The sequence below is a fragment of the Inquilinus limosus genome, assembly GCF_051487185.1.
In the GTDB taxonomy this organism is placed as follows: domain Bacteria; phylum Pseudomonadota; class Alphaproteobacteria; order DSM-16000; family Inquilinaceae; genus Inquilinus; species Inquilinus limosus_F.
In genome coordinates this window covers 1-19,494 of record NZ_JAHVDK010000018.1, presented here as the reverse complement: position 1 = coordinate 19,494, position 19,494 = coordinate 1, and the positions used below count along the sequence as shown (strand labels likewise).

General features: G+C 70.9%; 19 protein-coding genes. 5 read left to right on the top strand and 14 right to left on the bottom strand.

What is annotated here, in order from left to right:
* Positions 1–20: 20 nt before the first annotated feature.
* Entirely contained in the window at positions 21–512 is a 492-nt protein-coding gene (locus KXR53_RS20430; RefSeq protein WP_437377104.1) for an SgcJ/EcaC family oxidoreductase, read from the top strand.
* Between the two features lie 33 nt (positions 513–545).
* Here KXR53_RS20430 and KXR53_RS20425 read toward each other — a convergent pair whose 3' ends face one another.
* A complete protein-coding gene (locus KXR53_RS20425; protein ID WP_437377103.1) occupies positions 546–1,448 on the bottom strand; it encodes a LysR family transcriptional regulator in 903 nt (300 codons plus the stop codon).
* A gap of 105 nt (positions 1,449–1,553) precedes the next feature.
* On the opposite strand from KXR53_RS20425, the gene KXR53_RS20420 reads away from it, so the two are divergent.
* Positions 1,554–2,420 (top strand): SDR family NAD(P)-dependent oxidoreductase, encoded by an 867-nt coding sequence (locus tag KXR53_RS20420; RefSeq protein ID WP_437377102.1) that lies wholly within the window; start codon positions 1,554–1,556, stop codon positions 2,418–2,420.
* Between the two features lie 3 nt (positions 2,421–2,423).
* Here KXR53_RS20420 and KXR53_RS20415 read toward each other — a convergent pair whose 3' ends face one another.
* The 4 genes from KXR53_RS20415 to KXR53_RS20400 are packed head-to-tail and all read right to left on the bottom strand — an operon-like array spanning position 2,424 to position 6,511.
* Complete coding sequence (locus KXR53_RS20415; RefSeq protein ID WP_437377101.1) at positions 2,424–3,188, bottom strand: SDR family oxidoreductase; 765 nt, start codon at positions 3,186–3,188, stop codon at positions 2,424–2,426.
* A complete protein-coding gene (locus tag KXR53_RS20410; protein WP_437377100.1) occupies positions 3,188–4,471 on the bottom strand; it encodes an aspartate aminotransferase family protein in 1,284 nt (427 codons plus the stop codon). The genes KXR53_RS20415 and KXR53_RS20410 overlap by 1 nt, the downstream gene beginning before the upstream one ends.
* The gene (locus KXR53_RS20405; RefSeq protein WP_437377099.1) at positions 4,464–5,480 is read right to left on the bottom strand and encodes a phosphotransferase; all 1,017 of its coding nucleotides are present in this window, start codon (positions 5,478–5,480) and stop codon (positions 4,464–4,466) included. Before KXR53_RS20405 ends, KXR53_RS20410 begins: the two co-directional genes overlap by 8 nt.
* Positions 5,480–6,511 (bottom strand): histone deacetylase family protein, encoded by a 1,032-nt coding sequence (locus KXR53_RS20400; protein WP_437377098.1) that lies wholly within the window; start codon positions 6,509–6,511, stop codon positions 5,480–5,482. Before KXR53_RS20400 ends, KXR53_RS20405 begins: the two co-directional genes overlap by 1 nt.
* 93 nt (positions 6,512–6,604) lie before the next feature.
* Here KXR53_RS20400 and KXR53_RS20395 point away from each other — a divergent pair, with 93 nt between their 5' ends.
* The gene (locus KXR53_RS20395; RefSeq protein ID WP_437377097.1) at positions 6,605–7,330 is read left to right on the top strand and encodes a GntR family transcriptional regulator; all 726 of its coding nucleotides are present in this window, start codon (positions 6,605–6,607) and stop codon (positions 7,328–7,330) included.
* On the opposite strand, the gene KXR53_RS20390 is transcribed toward KXR53_RS20395, so the two are convergent.
* The 9 genes from KXR53_RS20390 to KXR53_RS20350 form a co-directional block, all read right to left on the bottom strand.
* Positions 7,318–8,094, bottom strand: a complete 777-nt coding sequence (locus KXR53_RS20390; protein ID WP_437377096.1) for a class II aldolase/adducin family protein — start codon at positions 8,092–8,094, stop codon at positions 7,318–7,320. The genes KXR53_RS20395 and KXR53_RS20390 overlap by 13 nt on opposite strands.
* Positions 8,095–8,110: 16 nt before the next feature.
* Positions 8,111–9,043 carry a 2-hydroxyacid dehydrogenase gene (locus KXR53_RS20385; RefSeq protein ID WP_437377095.1) on the bottom strand — a complete coding sequence of 311 codons (933 nt, stop codon included), beginning with the start codon at positions 9,041–9,043 and terminating at the stop codon, positions 8,111–8,113.
* Complete coding sequence (locus KXR53_RS20380; RefSeq protein ID WP_437377094.1) at positions 9,040–10,656, bottom strand: ABC transporter ATP-binding protein; 1,617 nt, start codon at positions 10,654–10,656, stop codon at positions 9,040–9,042. The genes KXR53_RS20385 and KXR53_RS20380 overlap by 4 nt, the downstream gene beginning before the upstream one ends.
* Positions 10,653–11,480 carry an ABC transporter permease gene (locus KXR53_RS20375; protein ID WP_437377093.1) on the bottom strand — a complete coding sequence of 276 codons (828 nt, stop codon included), beginning with the start codon at positions 11,478–11,480 and terminating at the stop codon, positions 10,653–10,655. The genes KXR53_RS20380 and KXR53_RS20375 overlap by 4 nt, the downstream gene beginning before the upstream one ends.
* On the bottom strand, positions 11,480–12,457 hold the full coding sequence (locus KXR53_RS20370; RefSeq protein WP_437377092.1) for an ABC transporter permease: 978 nt from the start codon (positions 12,455–12,457) through the stop codon (positions 11,480–11,482). The genes KXR53_RS20375 and KXR53_RS20370 overlap by 1 nt, the downstream gene beginning before the upstream one ends.
* Before the next feature lie 2 nt (positions 12,458–12,459).
* Positions 12,460–14,052, bottom strand: coding sequence for an ABC transporter substrate-binding protein (locus tag KXR53_RS20365; RefSeq protein ID WP_437377091.1), 1,593 nt, complete (start codon positions 14,050–14,052; stop codon positions 12,460–12,462).
* A 219-nt stretch (positions 14,053–14,271) separates the two neighbouring features.
* On the bottom strand, positions 14,272–15,570 hold the full coding sequence (locus KXR53_RS20360) for an MFS transporter (protein ID WP_437377090.1): 1,299 nt from the start codon (positions 15,568–15,570) through the stop codon (positions 14,272–14,274).
* A 39-nt stretch (positions 15,571–15,609) separates the two neighbouring features.
* On the bottom strand, positions 15,610–15,813 hold the full coding sequence (locus KXR53_RS20355; protein ID WP_437377089.1) for a DUF2783 domain-containing protein: 204 nt from the start codon (positions 15,811–15,813) through the stop codon (positions 15,610–15,612).
* Positions 15,810–17,390: an FAD-dependent oxidoreductase gene (locus tag KXR53_RS20350; protein WP_437377088.1), complete on the bottom strand. Its 1,581-nt coding sequence runs from the start codon at positions 17,388–17,390 to the stop codon at positions 15,810–15,812. Before KXR53_RS20350 ends, KXR53_RS20355 begins: the two co-directional genes overlap by 4 nt.
* 141 nt (positions 17,391–17,531) lie before the next feature.
* Here KXR53_RS20350 and KXR53_RS20345 point away from each other — a divergent pair, with 141 nt between their 5' ends.
* Both KXR53_RS20345 and KXR53_RS20340 read left to right on the top strand, forming a co-directional pair.
* On the top strand, positions 17,532–18,482 hold the full coding sequence (locus KXR53_RS20345) for an MBL fold metallo-hydrolase (RefSeq protein WP_437377087.1): 951 nt from the start codon (positions 17,532–17,534) through the stop codon (positions 18,480–18,482).
* Positions 18,483–18,547: 65 nt separating this feature from the next.
* A complete protein-coding gene (locus KXR53_RS20340) occupies positions 18,548–19,327 on the top strand; it encodes a helix-turn-helix transcriptional regulator (RefSeq protein ID WP_437377086.1) in 780 nt (259 codons plus the stop codon).
* The last annotated feature ends 167 nt before the right edge of the window (positions 19,328–19,494 follow it).

Sequence of the window (19,494 nt, the reverse complement as noted above, 5' to 3'; positions counted from 1 at the left end):
CCCGACAAAGGAGACCGATCATGCGTGTTACCCTGGCCACTGTCCTCGCCCTGTCCGCCCTTTCGCTGCCGGCCTTCGCCGCCGATACGGCCGCTGTCCCCCAGACGGCCGCCGCCACGGCCACGCCGGCCCAATGCGAGCCGATCACGGAAGAGGGGGTCGCGAAGCTGTTCGACCGCTGGAACGCGTCCCTCGCCACGCTCAAGGCTGAGGCGGTGGTGGCCAACTACGCCGAGGACGCGATCCTGCTGCCGACCCTGTCGAACACGCCGCGCCTGACCCAGGAGGCACGGATCGACTACTTCAAGCACTTCCTGGAGAAGCGGCCGCAGGGGACGATCGACAGCCGGGTGATCCGGATCGGCTGCAACAAGGCGACCGACAGCGGCACCTACACCTTCACGCTGGATGACGGCAGCAAGGTTCCGGCGCGCTACACCTACACCTATGCGTTCATCGACGACGCCTGGCTGATCACCTCGCACCACTCCTCGGCCATGCCCGAGAAGTAAGGCCGAAGGGCGCGCCGGACGACGGCGCGCCCGTCACGGCTTCAGCACCGAGCGGGCGACGTCGATGAAGGCGCGCAGCTTCGGCTGGTCCTGGGCCCGCCGCGGGAAATAAAGGAACAGGCCGGGCGTCCGCGGCAGGAACGGCTCCAGCACCTTGTGGAGCAGCCCGGCCGCGAGATCGGCTTCGACGGCGATATCGGGCAGATAGGTGAGGCCGAGCCCGGCGCGGGCGAAGGAGGACAATAGCCCGCCGTCATTGACGATGATGCTGCCGGGCGGGTCGACCGTCAGGGCGCGGCCGTCGCGCTCGAATTCCCAGCGATAGATCGCGCCGGAGGTCGGGAAGCGGTAGCGGATCGCCTCGTGCCGCGTCAGGTCCTCCGGCCGCTCCGGCCGGCCGCGGGCGTCGAGATAGGCGGGGCTGCCGACCACGCTCCAGGCGATGTCGCGGGTCAGCCGCACCGCCACCATGTCGAGCTCGACATACTCGCCGATGCGGATGCCGGCGTCGTAGCCCCGCGCGGCCAGGTCGACGGTCGCGTCCTCGACCGCGACCTCGATCGCGATCCGGGGATGGCTGCGCCGCAGCGCCGCCACCACCGGCTCGACGATCAGCGGCACGGCCATGCGCGGCACCGTCAGGCGCAGCAGCCCGGCCGGCACCGATCCCATCGCGCCCACCTCTTCGATTGCCGAAACGATCTCCGTCGCCGCCGGCCCGACCCGCGCCAGCAGCGCGGCCCCGGCCTCGGTCAGCCCGACCCGGCGCGTCGTCCGCACGAACAGCAGCGCCCCGAGCCTGGCCTCCAGCGCCTTGACCGCCTGGCTCACCGCCGCCGGCGAGACGCCCAGCCGCGCCGCCGCACCGGTGAACCCGCCCGCCTCCGCCACGGCCAGGAAGGCGGAGAGACCGGTGAAGGGATCGGGCGCATTCATGCCCGGATTATAAATCGGATCTTAAAGGCTCAGGAAGGCAGCCCCGATTTTTCGGGGCAATCGCCGCCGGTAGGCTCTCCCGCATCGGCCAACAGGGAGGACACCATGGCCCAGGAAGAGACCTTCGATCCGGCCACGGCCGGGCTGCCGCGCCGCGTCGTCCTGGCGGGCGCGATCGCTGCCGGCGGGGCCGCCCTTCCGGCCGCCGCGGTCGCCCAGACGCCCGGCCTGCTGGCCGGGAAGGTGGCGATCGTCACCGGCGCGACATCCGGGATCGGGGCGGCGACCACGGCCGCCCTGGCGCGGGCCGGCGCCAAGGTCGCGTTCAACGGCCGGCGCGAGGCGCTGGGCCGCGAGGTCGAGGCGCGCATCCGCTGGGAGGGCGGCGACGTCGCCTACACCAAGGCCGATGTCCGTGACGCGGCCCAGATGGAGCGGTTCGTCGCCGACACGGTCCAGCGCTGGGGCCGGCTCGACATTGCCTTCAACAATGCGGGGATCGACCTGCCGCCAGCGCCGATCGCCGACACCGACATCGCCGGCTTCGACGACCAGGTCGCGACCAATCTCCGCGGCGTCTTCGTCTCGATGAAGTACGAGCTGCCGCATCTGGTGCGGGCGAAGGGCGCCATGATCAACACCGCGTCGATCGGCGGCCGCCACGCCTTCCCGAACATCGTCGCCTATGGTGCGACCAAGGCGGCGGTGATCCACATGACCCGCGCCGCGGCCCAGGAATACGGCCGCGACGTGCGCATCAACGCGATCTCCCCGGGCCCGATCGAGACGCCGATGCTGGAGCGGGTGCGGCGCGACTGGAAGGTGACGACCGAGCAGCTGGTCGCGCCCTATCCGATGCGCCGGGCCGGCACGCCCGAGGAGGTCGCGGCGGTGGTGGTCTTCCTCGCCAGCGACGCCGCTTCCTATGTCAGCGGCCATGTCATCGGCATCGACGGCGGCGACCTGGCGTGATCCCTAGACCGAAGCCAGCAGGCCGCCATCGACATAGATGATCTGGCCGTTGACGAAGTCGGAGGCGGCGGAGGCCAGGAACACGGCGGCGCCGCCCAGCTCGTCCGGCCGGCCCCAGCGCGCTGCCGGGGTGCGGCGCTTGACGAAGGCGTCGAACTCCGGGTCGTCCATCAGCGCGCGGTTCAGCTCGGTGGCGAAATAGCCGGGGCCGATGCCGTTGACCTGGATGTTATGCCGGGCGAACTCGACCGCCAGGTTGCGGGTCAGCATCCTCAGCGCGCCCTTGGCCGAGGCGTAGGGGGCGATGGTCGGCCGGCCCAGCTCGCTCATCAGCGAGCAGATGTTGATGATCTTGCCGGCCTGCCGCTCCACCATTCCCGGCAGCACCGCGCGGGCGGCGACGACGCTGCCGATCAGGTGCACGTCGAGGATCATCCGCCAGTCCTCGATCGCGAAATCGAGGAACGGCTTGCGCAGCTGGATGCCGGCATTGTTGACCAGGATGTCGATCGCCCCGACCGTCTGCACCGCCTGGCCAATTGCGGCGGTCGCGGCCTCGGCGTCGGTCAGGTCGAAGCGGGCCGGATGGGCGTCGATGCCGTCGTCGCGCAGCCGACCGACCGCCTGGGCCAGGGGGCCGTCGTCGCGGCCGTTCAGGATCACCGTCGCACCGTGGCGGCCGAGCGCGGCGGCGACCGAGAAGCCGAGCCCCCGGGAGGAGCCGGTGACCAGCGCCCGCTTGCCGGTCAGGTCGAACAAGGTGCTCATCACAACGTCTCCTGATCGTGGAGGGTGCGGTCGAGTGCGTCGACCAGCATCTCGGCATGCTCGCGGCCGAAGACCAGCGGCGGGCGCAGCTTCAGCACGTTGCCGTGCCGGCCGCAACTGCTGACCAGCACCCGCCGCCGGCGCAGCCCGTTCACCACCCGCGCCGCCAGCGCGCCGTCAGGCTCTCGCGTCGTCCGGTCGCGCACCAGCTCGACCCCGATGAACAGCCCGGCGCCGCGCACGTCGCCAATGGCGGGATGCCGGTTGGCCAGGGCCGGCAGCGCCTCCTGCAGGAAGGCGCCGGTGTCCCGGGCATTGGCGACCAGCCCTTCGCCCTCGATCACGTCGAGCACCGCCATGCCGACCGCGGCCGAGACCGGGTTGCCGCCGAAGGTGTTGAAGTAGCGGGTGCGGCGGCCGAACTCCGCCAGCACCTCCGGCCGCGCCGCCATGCCCGCGATCGGGTGGCCGTCGCCCATCGGCTTGCCCATGGTCACCATGTCCGGGACGATGCCGTGGCGGGCGAAGCCCCACATCCCGTCGCCGGTGCGGCCGAAGCCGGGCTGCACCTCGTCTGCGATGACCAGCCCGCCAGCCGCCCGCATCGCCGCCGCGGCCGGGGCCAGGAAGCCGGGCGGGTCGGCGAAGACCCCGTCGCTGGAGAAGATGGTGTCGACCAGCAGCGCCGCCGGCGTGATGCCGTGGCTTCGCATGTGCTCGATCGCCGCCGTCACCCGGGCGGCGAAGGCCCGGCCGACATCACCGTCGCCGCGGTAGCCATCCGGTGCGGCGACCAGGCGGACATGGTCGCCGATCCGGACCGCGCTGCCGAGCGAGGGCGACATCTCCGCCAGCGCCACGGTCACGCCGTGATAGGCCCAGTCGGTGACGATCACGCCGGTGCCGCCGGTGACGGCGCGGGCGACCCGCAGGGCGAGATCGTTCGCCTCGCTGCCGGTGCAGGTGAACATCACATGGCCGATCTCGGGCGGGAAGGTCGCCAGCAGCCGCTCGGCATAGTCGAGCACGCCTTCGCCGAGGTAGCGGGTGTGGGTGTTCAACACGGCCGCCTGCTGCGCCAGGGCGGCGACGACATGCGGATGGCAGTGCCCGACCGAGGCGACGTTGTTGTAGGCGTCGAGATAGCGCTCGCCGTCGGGGTCGTAGAGCCAGACGCCCTCGCCGCGCACGACATGCAGCGGCTCCTCATAGAACAGGCGGTAGGCCGGCCCCAGCAGCCGGTCACGGCGGGCGCGCAGGGTGGCGGTGCGGGGATCAGACATGGGCGGCCTCCTCCCGGCAGATGCGGTGCAGGCGGTCGGCGGCCGCCTGCCGGTCGAGATCGGTCAGGCGCCGCAGCCGCGACCAGGCCGCCTCGTTGTTGCGAAGGATGTAGGCCCGGTTCTCCGGATGGCGGCGCGCGCGCCAGGCGCCGATGACCACGATCATCACCAGCCGCGTCGCCATCAGATCGCAAAGCAGGTCGATCTCCTCTTGCCGCAGCGGCAGCGCGGCGTGGTAGCCGGCGATCAGCTCGGCCGCCGGCCCGAGCGGATCGTCGCCGTCCGAGAGGTGATAGGCGGCGGCGACGGCGACGTCGCTGGCCAGCACGGTCCGCACCGCGTCACCGAAATCGATCAGGCCGGTGGTGGTGTCGGGGTCGGCCGGATCGACCAGGATGTTGCTGGGGTTCGCGTCGGCGTGGATCACCTGCCGGCGCAGCCCCGGCAGGGCCGGCACCACCGCCCGCTCGAACCGGTCGAGGCCGGCTTCGGCCAGGGCACGGCGTTCCGCATCCGCGATCTCGCCCAGCAGGTCGCGCAGCCGCGCCGCGCGGGCCATGTCCCAGATCAGCTCATGCGCCTCGGCCGGGTGGCGGAATTCCGCCAACCCGGCGGCGACGCGGCCGACCAGCGCGCCGATCCGTCGGCGCTGGCGCGGCGACCGTGCGGTGACCGCCGCCAGCGGCGTCCCGTCCAGGAAGGACAGGAGCCGGGCGACTCTCGACGTTCCGCCGCGGTCCAGCTCGATCTCGACCGTCCCATCCCGTGCCGGCAGGATGCGCGGCACCGGCAGGGCCGGATCGGCCCGCTCGAGATGCCGCAGGATCTCCGTCTGAAGATTGGTGGCCTGCCGGTCCTCGGCCGGGTCGGCGATCTTCAGCAGCACGCGCCGGCCGACCGCGGTCTCGATCCGGAAGTTCTGGTCCCTCTCGCTGCTCAGGGGATGGGCGCGCCCTTCGATCCCGTAGTGGTCGCGCACCAGCCGCTCGGCGTCCTCCGGCGAGAGCATCAGCCGGAGAAGCCGTCGAAGAAGCGCGTCAGCAGCCGGCCGAGCACGTCGACGGCATAGCCACCCTCCTGGATGATCGCCGCCGGCTTGCCCAGCGCTGCGATCTTCTCGCCCGCCCGGGCGAAGCCGTCCTCGGTCACCTGCAGCGCCGCCAGCGGCTCGTCCTTCGAGGCGTCGAAGCCGAGGCTGACCACCACCGCGTCGATCCCGGCCCGACCGATCGCCGCCAGCGCCTGGTCGATGGCGGCGAGCCAGCCCTCATCGCCCGTGCCGAGGGCGAGCGGCAGGTTGAGGTTGCTGCCCTCCCCCGCCCCAGCCCCGGTCTCGCCGGCATGGCCGACATACCAGGGGTAATAGCGGTTCGGGTCGCCATGCACCGAGGCGGTGAAGACGTCCGCCCGCTCCCAGAAGATGCCCTGGGTGCCGTTGCCGTGATGGGCGTCGATGTCGAGCACGGCGACGCGCATCGCGCCGCGGTCGCGCAGCCGCTGCGCCGCCAGCGCCGCGTTGTTCAGGTAGCAGTGGCCGCCGGCCCGGGCCGCATAGGTGTGGTGCCCGGGCGGCCGCGCCACCGCATAGGCGGCACGGCCGGCCGCCGCCTCATCGGCCGCGGCGACGGCGCAGGACGCGGCGGCGACGGACGCCATCCAGGTCTGCGGCCCGATCGGGCAGGAGGTGTCGGCGGTGTACCAGCCGAGCCGGCCGACGATGGTGCCGGAGGGCCTGGCGCCCTGGGCCAGCATCTCCGGGCTCGGATGGATGTTGGGCACCAGCTCGGGCCCATGGTCGGGCAGCGCCGCCCACTCCGCCCAGGCGCCTTCGAGGAAGTCGAGATAATCCGCCGCATGGACCGACTGCAGCACGGCGCGGTCGACCGGCGGCGGCTCGACGACCTCGAGCCCCATCTCGTGCACGGCGGTCAGCAGCGCCTCGGCCCGGGCCGGCACCTCGAAGTTGCGGCGGAGCTGCCCCCGCTGCAGGAAGAACTGCGGCGTATGGCTGCGCTGGATGTCGTTCCAGAAGACCTTCATGTCATCGTCTCATCATCGAAGGGCGCCAGCCTCGACCGTCACCGGGCAGCTGATGTATGATGCATCATCCTTGGATACCATACCACCTGCTGCATGGACACGCACCGGACGTCCCCGATCACGGCAAAACCGACCTCCCGCCCGGTACCCGGCCTGGTCGCTATCGACCACGAGAATCTGGGCGACATCGTCTACGGCAAGCTGAGCGCGGCGCTGATGGAAGGCGCCCTGCGCCCGGGGGAGCGGTTGCGGATCCGCGACCTGGCGCAGCTGATGGGCACCAGCGTCACCCCGGTGCGCGACGCCATCCTGCGGCTGGTGCAGGAGCAGGTGCTGACCCTGCGCAGCCTGCGCGACATCCGCGTGCCGTCGCTGACCCTGGAGCAGTATCTCGAGATCCGCGACATCCGGATCGAGCTGGAGGGGCTGGCGGCGGAGCGGGCGGCGGCGCGGGCCACGGCGAAGGACCTGAAGCTGCTGGAGCGGCTGATCCGCCAGAACGAGACAGCCATCCGCAGGGGCGACACAGCCGCCGCCATCGCGCTGAACGAGCAGTTCCACCTGGCGCTGCCGGCGATCGCCGGGCTGCCGACCCTGGCCGGCATCCTGAAGCCGCTGTGGATGCGGATGGGGCCACTGATCTCCGAGCTCTACGAGGCCGGCGGCCGATCGATGATCGAGCATCACTATCCCGTCCTGGAGGCGATCCGCGCCGGCGACGGCCCGGCGGCGCAGCGGGCGATCGCGCAGGACATCCTGAAGGGCGGCGAGGTCATCCTGCAGCGCAAGCTGCTGGAGGCCTCGTCTCACGACCAGTAGGGCGGTTTCCCGTCCTCGACCAGGACCAGCGCCGCCTTCCACCCCTTCTCGCAATGCTCCAGCGTGGCGCCGCGCCGGAACTGGTCGGCGGTGTGCAGGCGCACCTCCTCAGGCGGCAGCACCAACTCCGCCCCACCGGCCAGGGCCTGGATCTGCGCCTGGCAGGCGCGCTCCAGATAGTAGATCTGATTGAACGCCTCCGGGATCGTGCGCCCGGCCACCAGCAGCCCGTGGTTGCGCAGGATCATCGCCTGGCGGTCGCCGAGGTCGCGCACCAGCCGCTCGCGCTCGTCGAGGTCGAGGGCGATGCCCTCATAGCCGTGATAGGCCAGGCGGCCGTAAAACTTCAGCGCGTGTTGGCTGATCGGCAGCAGCCCGTGCTTCTGCGCCGAAACGGCGATGCCGGCGGCGGTGTGGGTGTGGACGACGCAGGTCAGGTCGTGCCGGGCGGCGTGGATCGCCGAATGGATGGTGAAGCCGGCGGCGTTCACCTCCTGGTCCATCGCCGCATCGGCGCCGCCGACCACCCGGCCGTCGAGGTCGATCTTGACCAGGTCGCTGGCGCGCATGCGGTCGAACAGCACGCCGTAGCGGTTGATCAGGAAGTGGTCCTCCGGCCCCGGCACCCGGGCGCTGATATGGGTGTAGATCAGGTCGGTCATCCGGAAATGCGCGACCAGCCGGTACAGCGCGGCCAGGTCGCAGCGCGTCTTCCACTCCGCCTCGCTCATGCCGGCCGGCACTGTGCCCATGCGTCCGTCCATCCGGCCCTCCTCTCCGTCAATAGCCACGGTCGCGCTCCACCAGCCCGATCAGCGGCTGGCGCGCGACAGCGCGGCGATAGTTCTCCGCCGCCTGGCGGGCGATGTCGCGCCGGTCGGTGCGCGACGCCATGTGCGGCGTCACCACCACCGCCGGATGCCGCCAGGCGGGATGGTCCGACGGCAGCGGCTCGACCTCGAAGACGTCGAGCACGGCGCCGCGCAGATGCCCTTCGTCGAGGAGGCCGAGCAGGTCGTCCAGCACCAGCTGCTCGCCCCGGCCAACATTGACGAAGGCGGCGCCGGGTTTCATCCGAGCCAGCACCCTGCGGTCGAACAGGCGCCGCGTCTCTGCCGTCAGCGGCAGGATCGACACCACCATGTCGCAGGCCTCGATGCAGGGCGCCAGCCCCTCCGGCCCGGCGAAGCACTCCACGCCCTCGATCCGCTTCGGGCTACGCGACCAGCCTCGCACGCGGTAGCCGAGATCACGTAGGGTCGGGGCAATGCCGAGGCCGATCGCGCCGAGCCCCAGCACCCCGACGGTCCAGTTCCTGGCCGGAACCGGCGGCGGCGTCTCCCACAGCCGCAGTTCCCGCTGGCGGGCGGCGAGGTCGAAGTCGCGGTGGAAATACAGCACGGACCACAGGACATATTCACGGATCCCGGCCGCCATGGCGCCATCGATCATCCGGCACAGAGGCCGGTCGGGCAGCTCCGGGTCGGCGGTGATGTGGTCGACCCCGGCGCCGATCGAATGGATCAGCCGAAGCCGCGGCATCCGGGCCAGCACGCCGGCCGGCGGCCGCCAGCAGATCGCCATCTCCACCGCCTCCGGATCCACGTCCGGCCACAGCCGGACATCGGCGCCCGGCAGGGCGGCCTGCATCGGCTCGACCAGATAGCCGAGGTCGAGCGTGGTGGAGAGCAGCAGGACCGTGGGCGCGCTCATGCCGCCGGCTCCATCGCCAGCGCCGGCGGCGTCCAGTGCCGGCCTGGGATGCTGTCCAGCAGCTCGCATGTGTAGTCATGGGCCGGGGTGGCGAAGACCGCGGCGGTCTCGCCCTGCTCCACGATCTCGCCGCGGCGCATCACCGCGATCCGGTCGCAGATCTGCGCCGCGACCCGCAGGTCGTGGGTGATGAACAGCATCGAGAGGCCGAGGCGCCGGCGCAGGTCGCGCAGGAGGTCCAGCACCTGTGCCTGGACCGAGACGTCGAGGGCCGAGACCGGCTCGTCCGCGATCAGCAGCTCCGGCTTCATCGCCAAAGCCCGGGCGATGCCGATGCGCTGGCGCTGGCCGCCCGAGAATTCGTGCGGGTAGCGGCCGGCGGCGGCGCGGTCCAGCCGCACGAGATCGAGCAGCTCCAGCGCCTCCGCCTCGGCCTGGGCCCGCGGCACGCCATGGGCGATCGGCCCCTCGGTGATGATCTCGCCCACCCGCCGCCGCGGGTTGAGCGAGGCGAACGGGTCCTGGAACACCATCTGGATGCGCCGGCGATAGGGCCGCCAGCCGGACCGCGACAGGGGGCGGAGGTCGGCGCCGTCGAAGACGATGCTGCCGTCGTCCGGGCGCACCAGGCGGACCAGCGTCCGGGCCAGGGTCGACTTGCCCGAGCCACTCTCGCCGACCAGGCCCAGCGTCTCGCCGCGCCGGATCTCGATCGTAGCGCCGTCGATCGCCTTCGTCGCCGGACGCCGGAACAGGCCGTGCGAGCGGTAGGTCTTGCGGATGTCGCGCGCCGCGACCAGCACCTCCTGCCCCGCGGCCGCGCCGTCGTCCGGCGCCTGCCCCTCGAAGCGGGGCACGGCGCGGATCAGGGCGCGGGTGTAGGGATGGGCCGGCGCGTTCAGCACCTCCCACGCCGGCCCGGTCTCGACGATGCGGCCGTGCTGCATCACCGCGACCCGGTCGGCGATCTCGGCGACGACGCCGAAATCGTGGGTGATGAAGATCACCCCCATGCCGCGTCGGCGCTGGATCGACCGGATCAGGCGCAGGATCTGCATCTGGGTGGTGACGTCGAGCGCCGTGGTCGGCTCGTCCGCGATCAGCATCGCCGGCTCCAGCGCCAGGGCCATGGCGATCATCACGCGCTGGCGCTGCCCGCCGGACAGCTGGTGCGGGTAGGACCGGGCGATCCGCGCCGGGTCGGGCAGCCCCACCGCCTCGATCAGCTCGGCCACCCGGTTGCCGGGGCGCATGCCATGGACCTGCATTACCTCGGCGATCTGGTCGGCGACCCGCATCAGCGGGTTCAGCGCGGTCATCGGCTCCTGGAAGATCATGCCGATGCGGGCGCCGCGCAGGGCGCGCAGCTGCTCCGGCTTCATCGCCAGCAGGTCGCGGCCCTCGAACAGGATGCGGCCGGACCGGACCGGCAGCTGCTTTGGCAGGAGGCCGGTGACCGCGGCGGTGGCGACCGACTTGCCGGACCCGCTCTCGCCGACGATGCACAGGATCTCGCCGGCCTCCAACGTCAGCGACATATCGGAGACAGCGTTGGGCCGGTCGCCGCCTGGCGGCAGGGCGACGGTGAGGCCGGTGATCTCGAGCAGGCTCATCGCCGGGTCCTCGCCAGGCGCGGGTTCAGGGCATCGCTGAGCCCCTCCCCCACCAGGTTGAGCGACAGCACGGTCAGGAAGATCGCGACGCCGGGAAAGACGCTCATCCACCAGGCCAGGCGGATGACGCTGCGGCCGCTGCCGATCATGAAGCCCCAGGACATCAGGTTCGGGTCGCCGAGGCCGAGAAAGGACAGCGAGGATTCGAGCAGGATCGCGGTCGCCACCATCAGGCTGGCCAGCACCACCACCGAGGAAGCGACGTTCGGCAGGATCTCGCGGAGGATGATGGCGGCGTGCGACCGGCCCAGCACCTCCGCCGCCTGGACGAATTCGCGGCTGCGCAGCGACAGGCATTCGGCCCTGACGACGCGCGCCACCGGCGGCCAGGAAACGACGGCAATCGCCGCCACGATCGACCCCAGGCTGGGCGTCAGGATGGCGACCACGACCACGGCCAGGACGAAGCCGGGCACGGTCTGGAAGATCTCGGTGAAGCGCATGATCAGGTCGTCGACCCGGCCGCCGGCGTAGCCGGCAAGCGCGCCGAGCAGCACGCCGATGCCGACCGCCGCCAGGGTCGAGACCACGCCGATCAGCATCGAGACCGAGGCGCCGTAGGCGATGCCGGCGGCCACGTCGCGCCCGAGCGAGTCGGTGCCGAGCAGGAACTGCTCCTCGCCCGGCGGGGTGAAGGGCGCGCCCTGCATGTCCCAGGGCGAGAACGGGAACAGCAGCGGCGCCAGCGCGGCGAGGGCGGCGAGCGCGATCAGGAACACGAGGCCGATGACGGCGCCCTTGTTGCGCAGGAAGGCCCGTGCCATCACACCGCCTCCACCCGCGGATCGATCACGAGGTACAAGAGGTCGGTCACCAGGTTGAACAGCACCACCAGCACCGAGGTGCAGAGGAAGACGCCGAGCAGCAGCTGATAGTCCCGCGCCAGCAGCGCATCGAAGGCCAGCCGGCCGATGCCGGGCCAGGCGAAGACGGTCTCGACCAGCACGGCGCCGCCGATCAGCTGCCCGGCCTGGATGCCGGCCAGGGTGACGATCGGCAGCAGCGCGTTGCGCAGCACGTGCCGGCGCAGGATGCGCCCTTCCGGCACGCCCTTGGCCCGGGCGGTGCGGACATGGTCCTGGTCCGCCACCTCCAGCATCGAGGCGCGGGTCATGCGGGCATAGACCGCCATGTAGAACAGGCCGAGCGTCACCGCCGGCAGGGTCAGGTACCACAGCGTGTCGAGCGCCGCGGCGAGGCCGGCCAGGTCGGCGCCGACGGTCGAGCTGCCGAAGCTGGGCAGCCAGTTCAGCCAGACGCTGAACACCAGCACCAGCATCAGCCCGACCCAGAAGATCGGGGTGGCGTAGAAGCACAGCGCGACGACCGTGACCACGCTGTCGAGCCAGCGCCCGGCATGCCGCGCCGCCACCACCCCCGCGACCACCCCGGCCAGCAGCGCCAGCAGGAAGGCGGTACCGGTCAGCAGCAGGGTCGCCGGCAGCCGCTCCAGGATCAGCGAGGCGACGCTGCGCTGCTGCGGATAGGAAAAGCCGAGGTCGAACTGCGCCACATGGCCGAGATAGATGGCGAGCTGCGTCAGCAGCGGCTTGTCGAGGCCGAATTGCTGCCGCAGCTGGTCGACCAGCTGCTGGTCCGCCGCCCCGGACTGGCCGGCGATGACGCTGGCCGGGTCGCCCGGGGCGGCGTGGATCAGGAGGAAGCTGACGATCGCGACCGCCAGCACGACCAGCACCATCTTGACGAGGCGCCGGCCGAGCAGGATCAGGATCCGCGCCATGCTCAGGCGATGAACACGTCGTCGAAACAGGCGTGCACGCCGGTTCCGGTGGTGATCAGGTTGGTCACCCGGCGGTCGTGGATGGTCGGGAAGCTCATCTCCATCAGCCAGACCACCGGCACCTCCTCGGTCAGGATCTTCTGCACCTCGTAGAAGGCCTTCTTCCGCTCCTCCGGATCGCCGGACAGGCGGGCGGTCTCGAACAGCTTGTCGACCGCGGGGTTGGAGTAGCCCTCGGTGTTCGCGAAGGTCACCTTCTTGATGTTGCTGCTGACATAGGTGCGCTCGACGCCCAGCGTCGGGTCGCCGTACTGGTAGACGAAGTTGATCGCGGTCTCGTAGTCCCAGTCGCCGACGCGCTTGGCCCAGCTGCCGGCGTCGGTCGTCTCCAGCACCACCTGGATGCCGATCTTGCCCAGCGACGCCCGGATATATTCCGACAGGCGCGACCAGATCTCGCCATAGGGGATGGCGAGATGCTTGATGGTGAAGCGGACGCCGTTGGCGTCGGGCTTCAGCCCGGCTTCGTCCAGCAGCTTTGCCGCCGCGTCGAGGTCGTAGGCCTGCAGCTTCGCGTCGGGATCGTGATAGCGGGTGGCCGAGGCAATCGGGCTGGTCGCCGGCTTGCCGACGCCGAACCAAAGCCGCTTGACGATGAAGTCGCGGTCGATCGCATGGCTGATGGCCTGGCGCACGCGCACGTCATCCAGCGGCTTCACCCGGTTGTTGAGCTCGAGCCACATCAGCGGCGCGAAGTATTCCCAGCCCTTGGTCTCGACCATGACGTTGGGGTTCTGCTGGAACCGCGGCACGTCGAAGGGTTCGATGTCGTTGAACTGGGTCATCTGGACCTGGCCGGTCTCCAGCGCCAGGGCCCGGCTCTGGCTGTCCGGCACGATCCGGTAGATCAGTTGGTCGAGATAGGGCTGCCCGGATTTCCAGTAATCGGCGAATTTCTTCAGCCGGATGAAGCTGCCGCGCTGCCAGGCGTCGAAGGCGAAGGGCCCGGTGCCGACCGGTTTCTGGTTCGCCGGGTTGTTGCGGTAATCCGTGCCGTCATAGAGGTGCTTCGGCATGATCGCGCAGGTGGTCACGTCGAACATCAGCAGGAACGGCTCGAACGGCGAGTCGAGCGTCAGCTTCACGGTGTTCGGGTCCGGCGCCTCCGCCGACTTGATCTTCGAGAACACGCCGCGGGCGCGCGGCGCCAGCTCCATGTGGAACTTCATGATCGAGAAGATCACGTCGTCCGCCGTCATCGGCTTGCCGTCGTGGAACTTCACGTTCGGCTGCAGATGGAAAGTGTAGGTCAGCTTGTCGTCCGACAGCTCCCAACTCTTCGCCAAAGCGGGCTGGGGCGTCAGGTCCGGGGCGTAGCTGATCAGCCCCTGATAGATCTTGCTGGTGACGATCAGGGTCGGCCCCTGATTGTTCACGCCCGGAATCAGGATCGGCGGCTCCGGCGTGATCACGGTGGTGAGCGTGCCGCCGGATTTCGGCGTCACGCCCTGGGCCCTGGCCTCGGCGAGGCTCAGGAGCGAGAACGCCCCGGCAGTGGCGAGCAGATCCCGCCGCGTCAGGCCATGGATGTCCATTCTTCGATCGCCTCCCCTGCTGCTGGTCGGCCGGTCAGTCTCCGCCGTCCCGATCCGGCTTCTGCAAAACCCGTGCCATTTGGCGCATCATGTTTGATGCATCATAATTGGACGGTCAAGAGCCGTGGAGAGCGGATGCCGACCGGGGTTGGCTGGATCGATCCGGGGCGGTTTGCCCAGGATTTGATCAGGCCGGCCCCGGCGGGAATGGCGTGCGCGCTACTCCAAATTCACCGCGTAGCGCCGATGGAACAGCCCGGCGAGGAAGGCGAAGGCGGCGACCGCAGCGAGGTACAGCCCGGGCGACGCCGGGTCGCCGGTGGCCGATAGGAGCCAGGTGGTGATCAGCGCGGACAGGCCGGCGAAGATCGCGGCGGCGATGTTGTAGGCCAGGGCGACTCCGCTGAACCGGACCTCGGTCGGGAACAGGTCGGTCAGCAGGGCGCCGAAGGTGCCGTTGGCGAAGGCGCCGGCCAGGCCGACCGCGGCCAGCAGCAGGACGATGTCGACGCTGTGCCCGATCATCGCCTGGTAGGCCGGATAGGCGCCCAGCATGATGGCGGCGGCGCCGATGCGGTGGAGATAGCGCCGGGGCACCGTATCGCCGGCGAAGCCGATGACCGGGATGGCGAGGGACAGCAGGCCGACCGCGACATTCACCGCGAGCGAGGCGGTGGCCGGGTCATAGCCCGCGACCTTCGACAGATAGGGCGCCAGCGCCACCATCACCAGCCCGTTATAGGCCTGCACCAGAGCGGTCACGCCGACGCCGACCGCGAGCGGGCCAGGGAAGCGGCGGAAGATCTCCAGCGCCGGCAGCCTGGCCGGCCGCTGGCGCATGCTGCGGAAGGCCGGGGTCTCCTCCAGGGCGCGGCGCAGCACGAAGCTGATCGCGCCAAGGAGGCCGCCGATACCGAAGGCGATGCGCCAGCCATAGTCCTCCATCGCCGCCGGCGTCAGCACCCCGTGCAGCGCCGCGCTGATCGAGGTGCCGAGGAAGACGCCGGTGTTGGCGCAGAAGATGACGATGCCGCAGGCCAGGCCGGCCCGGCGCGGCGCGGTCTCGACGACATAAGTCAGGGCGCCGGGCAGCTCGCCGCCGACGCACAGCCCCTGGACAAAGCGCAGGGCGGTGAAGAGCAGCGGTGCCGCGAGGCCGATCGTGGCGTAGCCGGGCGTCACCGCCATGGCCAGCGTGACGCCGGTCATGATCAGGAGCGACGCCATGAACGACCGCCGCCGGCCGGTGCGGTCGCCGACATGGCTGAACACCAGCCCGCCCAGCGGGCGCGACAGGTAGCCGATGGCGAAGACGGCGAAGGCGCTGATCAGCGACACCAGCGGGTCGTGCGACGGGAAGAAGGTCGCGGCGATGTACTGGGCGAAGATGCCGTAGATGATGAAGTCGTAGAATTCGAGCCCGGCGCCCAGGCTGGCCAGGACCACCACCCGCCAGTTGATCGCGCTCGCCTGCGGCGGCGCGACGGCCTGGACGTGCACGTCCGACTGCAACGTCATCTGCCCCTCCCTGTTGTCGTTGGTTGTCGCGCCGGCGGATCAGACCGATGGCTCGCGGGCGCGTTCGATGGCGGCGATCACCGCATCCGGGTCGCCGGCCAGATTGGCCAGGATCAGCACCAGCCGCGCGTTCAGCGCCGCGCTTTCGGCGAAATCCAGCCCCTCATGCGCCCGCATCAGCGCGGCGTAGATGTCGTCGCCGCGGCCAGCCAGGCGGTCGCGGCCGAGATCCTGCGTGGTCATGGCGTTTCCCCTTTGGCCCGGGCCAGCGCTGCCCTCACCTCCCCCGCCGAGGCGCCGGTCAGCCGGGCCGCGACGTGCTGGTCCGGCCGGATCAGATACAGCGCCTCGCCGTAGCGCGCGGCGGCGAAGCCGTGCGGATCGCGCAGGCCTCCGGCGCCGACCCGCAGCACCGGCAGGCCAGTGCCCTCCGGCACCGCCATCCCGCCAACCGCCAGCAGGGAGAAGCCGCCGCCGAGCCGGTTCAGCAGGAAACATCCGCCATCCAGCAGGGCATCCGGGCACACCGCGCCCGGCGACAGCAGACCCTCGGCGGGCTCGGCCGGCGTCTGCAGCGACAGACCGCCGAGCGCGCAGGGCAGCGACAGGCGGCCGGAATTGACCAGCCGGCGGGCGAAATCGTGCTCCGCAGCCAGATCCAGCACGGCGGTGCGGAACACGCGCTCCATCTCGCTCTTCGGGGTCATGAACCGCGTCGCGCGCGCCGAGTGCAGGATGTTCTCGTCCGCCGCCCGGATCCGCTCCTCGTCATAGCTGGCCAGGAGATCCGGCGGCGCCCCGCCCTGCAGCACCAGCGCCAGCTTCCAGGCCAGATTGTCGGCGTCCTGGATGCCGCCATTGCCGCCGCGGGCGCCGAAGGGCGAGACCACATGGGCGGCATCGCCCAGGAAGATCACCCGGCCGTGGACGAAACGTTCCAGCCGGCGACACTGGAAGCTGTAGACCGACACCCAGTCGAGCGTGAAGGGTCGGTCGCCGACCATCGCCCGGATGCGCGGGATCACCCGCTCGGGCCTGCGCTCCGCCTCCGGGTCGGCGTCGGGCCCGAGTTGCAGGTCGATGCGGTAGATGTCGTCCGGCTGCTTGTGCAGCAGCGCCGACTGGCCGGGATGGAAGGGCGGCTCGAACCAGAACCAGCGCTCCGGCGGGAACTCCGCCTTCATCTCGACATCGGCGATCAGGAAGCGCTCCTCGAAGGCCTGGCCGAGGAAGTCGAGCCCCAATTCGCGGCGCACGGTCGAGCGCACGCCGTCGCAGGCCAGCAGGTAGTCGGCTTCAATCGTGTAGCCGCCGTCGGGCGTCTCGACCCGGACCCGGATGTGGTCGCCGCCCGGCTCGACAGCGGTGACGCGGTTCTTCCAGCGCAGGTCGATCAGCCCCGGCAAGTCGGCGCAGCGCTCCACCAGATACTGCTCGACGTAATACTGCTGCAGGTTGACGAAGGCCGGCATCTTGTGCCCGGGGTCCGGCAGCAGGTCGAAGGCATAGACCTCGCGGTCGCGGTGGAACAGCCGGCCGACCTTCCAGGTCACGCCCTTGGCCAGCATCCGCTCGCCGCCGCCGAGCCGGTCGAAGATCTCGAGCGTGCGCTTGGACCAGCAGATGGCGCGGGAGCCGACGGAGACGACATCGTTGTCGTCCAGCACCACGCTCGGCACGCCGTGCAGCGCCAGGTCGATTGCCGCCGCCAGCCCGACCGGGCCGGCGCCGACGATGGCGACGGGGTAGCGCCGCGGGCCGCCGCCGGACAGCTCCGGCGGGGTGCGCGTCGCGAAGCGCTGAGTGGCGTATCGGGCCATCGGCCCCTCCCCTGCTCCGGCTCTCCTCGGCCGTTCGCCCAGCATGATCCGGAGGGCGGCCTTCGTCTGTCCTCAGATCTGAGGACAGCGGAGACGGCGCCGCCGGCCTATGCTGACCGGAACAACGCGGGAGGACCGCCCATGACCAAGACCTTCGCTTCGGCCGGCGACCTGGCCGAGAAGTCGATCTCCTTCACCCAGCTAGGCGACGGGCTCTACGCCTTCACCGCCGAGGGCGACCCGAACACCGGCGTGATCATCGGCGACGACAGCGTCATGGTGGTCGACGCGCAGGCGACGCCGGTGATGGCGCGGAAGGTGATCGAGCGGATCCGCGGCGTCACCGACAAGCCGATCAAATACGTCGTGCTGAGCCATTACCACGCGGTGCGGGTGCTCGGCGCCTCGGCCTATGGCGCCAGCGAGATTGTCGCCTCGGAGACCTGCCGGGCGATGATCCATGAGCGCGGGCAGGAGGATTGGGAGTCCGAGTTCGGCCGCTTCCCGCGCCTGTTCCAGGCGGCGGAGTCGATCCCCGGCCTGACCTGGCCGACGGTCACCTTCAAGGACCGCATGACCATTCATCTCGGCCGCCGTCGGGTCGACCTGCTGCATCTCGGCCGCGCCCACACCGCCGGCGACATCGTCGCCTGGGTGCCGGATGCCGGGGTGATGTTCTCCGGCGACATCGTCGAATACCGCTCCGCCTGCTATTGCGGCGATGCGCATTTCGGCGACTGGCCGAAGACGCTCGACGCCATCGCCGCCCTCGGGCCGGAGGCGCTGTCGCCCGGCCGCGGCGATGCCCTGATCGGCGCCGCCAAGGTGGCCGAGGCGCTGGAGCTGACCCGCGATTTCATCCTCAGCACCTACCGGCCGGTGGCCCGGGTGGCGGCGCGCGGCGGCTCGCTGAAGGAGGCGTGGGACGCCTGCCGGGCCGCCTGCGACCCGAAATTCTCGAGCTACGCCATCTACGAGCACTGCCTGCCCTTCAACGTCGCCCGCGCCTATGACGAGGCGCTGGGCATCGACACGCCGCGGATCTGGACCGCCGCCCGCGACCGGGAGATGTGGGCCGCCCTGCAGGGTTAGCCGGCCGCCGCGATGTGCTAAGCTCCGCCCCGGGATCGGGTGCAGGCACCCGCGAGGGAGGAGAGATGCAGCGGATCGAGGCCGAAGCGCCCGAAGGGCTGTGGGATGTCGAACTCTATGCCGGCATCGTCGACGCGCTGAGCACGCCGGATTTCGGGCCGGTGTTGCTGGACGCCCTCGGCGCCGTCGCGGGGGTGGAGGAGATCTTCGCCTTCCATCGGGCGGCGGACGGTGCGATGCCCGCGGTCATTCTCTCCGCCGGGGCCGAGCGCCAGGCCGGCGGACGGGCCGAGGCCTATCGCCGCCACTACTTCCGCTTCGATCCGCTGAACAGCGTGTTCCGGGCCGGCGGCGAGCGAGGCGGGCTGTGCCTGCGGGTCCGGCCGGACGACATCGCCGACCGCGACTACCGGCGCGACTGCTATGCCCGGCCCGGCTTCGCCGAGAAGCTGTCGATCCTGCGCCCCGGCCGCGGCGGCTGGATCACGCTCAGCCTGTTCCGCCATGGCGGCGCCGGCGCCTTCTCCGACGGCGAGGCGCAGGATCTCCGCGCCCTCGGCCGGGTCCTGCTGCCGCTGATCGAGGCCCATGGCCGGACGCTCGGCGCCGACCGGCCGGGGCCGGGCTCCGCCGCCGCGGTCGAGGCGCGGCTGCGCAGCCTCTGCCCGGCCCTGACCGAGCGCGAGCGCGCGGTCTGCGCCCGCACGGTGATCGGCATGACTGCCGAGGGCATCGGCCTCGACCTCGGCATCCGGCCGACCAGCGTGCTGACCTATCGCCGCCGGGCCTATGAGCGGCTGGGCATCAGCACCGCCCTGCAACTCGCCGCCCGGCTGTTCCACTGAGGCGGCCGGGCGGAGCGGCTACAGCACGAAGTCTGCCGCGGTGAGCGCGTGGTCGGAGATGACGTTGATGGCGAAGTCCGGGATCTTGTCGCCGTTGGCGTCGGCATAGACCACCTGGATCGCCCCCGCCGTAACCACCCGCAGCTCGCCGGCCTGGCGGGTGAAGT

Coding starts and splice junctions, on each gene's coding strand:
- KXR53_RS20370 (WP_437377092.1), bottom strand. CDS start 12,457: ATGGCGCGGATCCTGATCCTGCTCGGCCGGCGCCTCGTCAAGATGGTG.
- KXR53_RS20365 (WP_437377091.1), bottom strand. CDS start 14,052: ATGGACATCCATGGCCTGACGCGGCGGGATCTGCTCGCCACTGCCGGG.
- KXR53_RS20345 (WP_437377087.1), top strand. CDS start 17,532: ATGACCAAGACCTTCGCTTCGGCCGGCGACCTGGCCGAGAAGTCGATC.
- KXR53_RS20415 (WP_437377101.1), bottom strand. CDS start 3,188: ATGAGCACCTTGTTCGACCTGACCGGCAAGCGGGCGCTGGTCACCGGC.
- KXR53_RS20355 (WP_437377089.1), bottom strand. CDS start 15,813: ATGACCACGCAGGATCTCGGCCGCGACCGCCTGGCTGGCCGCGGCGAC.
- KXR53_RS20405 (WP_437377099.1), bottom strand. CDS start 5,480: ATGCTCTCGCCGGAGGACGCCGAGCGGCTGGTGCGCGACCACTACGGG.
- KXR53_RS20400 (WP_437377098.1), bottom strand. CDS start 6,511: ATGAAGGTCTTCTGGAACGACATCCAGCGCAGCCATACGCCGCAGTTC.
- KXR53_RS20350 (WP_437377088.1), bottom strand. CDS start 17,390: ATGGCCCGATACGCCACTCAGCGCTTCGCGACGCGCACCCCGCCGGAG.
- KXR53_RS20375 (WP_437377093.1), bottom strand. CDS start 11,480: ATGGCACGGGCCTTCCTGCGCAACAAGGGCGCCGTCATCGGCCTCGTG.
- KXR53_RS20390 (WP_437377096.1), bottom strand. CDS start 8,094: ATGGACGGACGCATGGGCACAGTGCCGGCCGGCATGAGCGAGGCGGAG.
- KXR53_RS20430 (WP_437377104.1), top strand. CDS start 21: ATGCGTGTTACCCTGGCCACTGTCCTCGCCCTGTCCGCCCTTTCGCTG.
- KXR53_RS20420 (WP_437377102.1), top strand. CDS start 1,554: ATGGCCCAGGAAGAGACCTTCGATCCGGCCACGGCCGGGCTGCCGCGC.
- KXR53_RS20360 (WP_437377090.1), bottom strand. CDS start 15,570: ATGACGTTGCAGTCGGACGTGCACGTCCAGGCCGTCGCGCCGCCGCAG.
- KXR53_RS20425 (WP_437377103.1), bottom strand. CDS start 1,448: ATGAATGCGCCCGATCCCTTCACCGGTCTCTCCGCCTTCCTGGCCGTG.
- KXR53_RS20385 (WP_437377095.1), bottom strand. CDS start 9,043: ATGAGCGCGCCCACGGTCCTGCTGCTCTCCACCACGCTCGACCTCGGC.
- KXR53_RS20395 (WP_437377097.1), top strand. CDS start 6,605: ATGGACACGCACCGGACGTCCCCGATCACGGCAAAACCGACCTCCCGC.
- KXR53_RS20340 (WP_437377086.1), top strand. CDS start 18,548: ATGCAGCGGATCGAGGCCGAAGCGCCCGAAGGGCTGTGGGATGTCGAA.
- KXR53_RS20380 (WP_437377094.1), bottom strand. CDS start 10,656: ATGAGCCTGCTCGAGATCACCGGCCTCACCGTCGCCCTGCCGCCAGGC.
- KXR53_RS20410 (WP_437377100.1), bottom strand. CDS start 4,471: ATGTCTGATCCCCGCACCGCCACCCTGCGCGCCCGCCGTGACCGGCTG.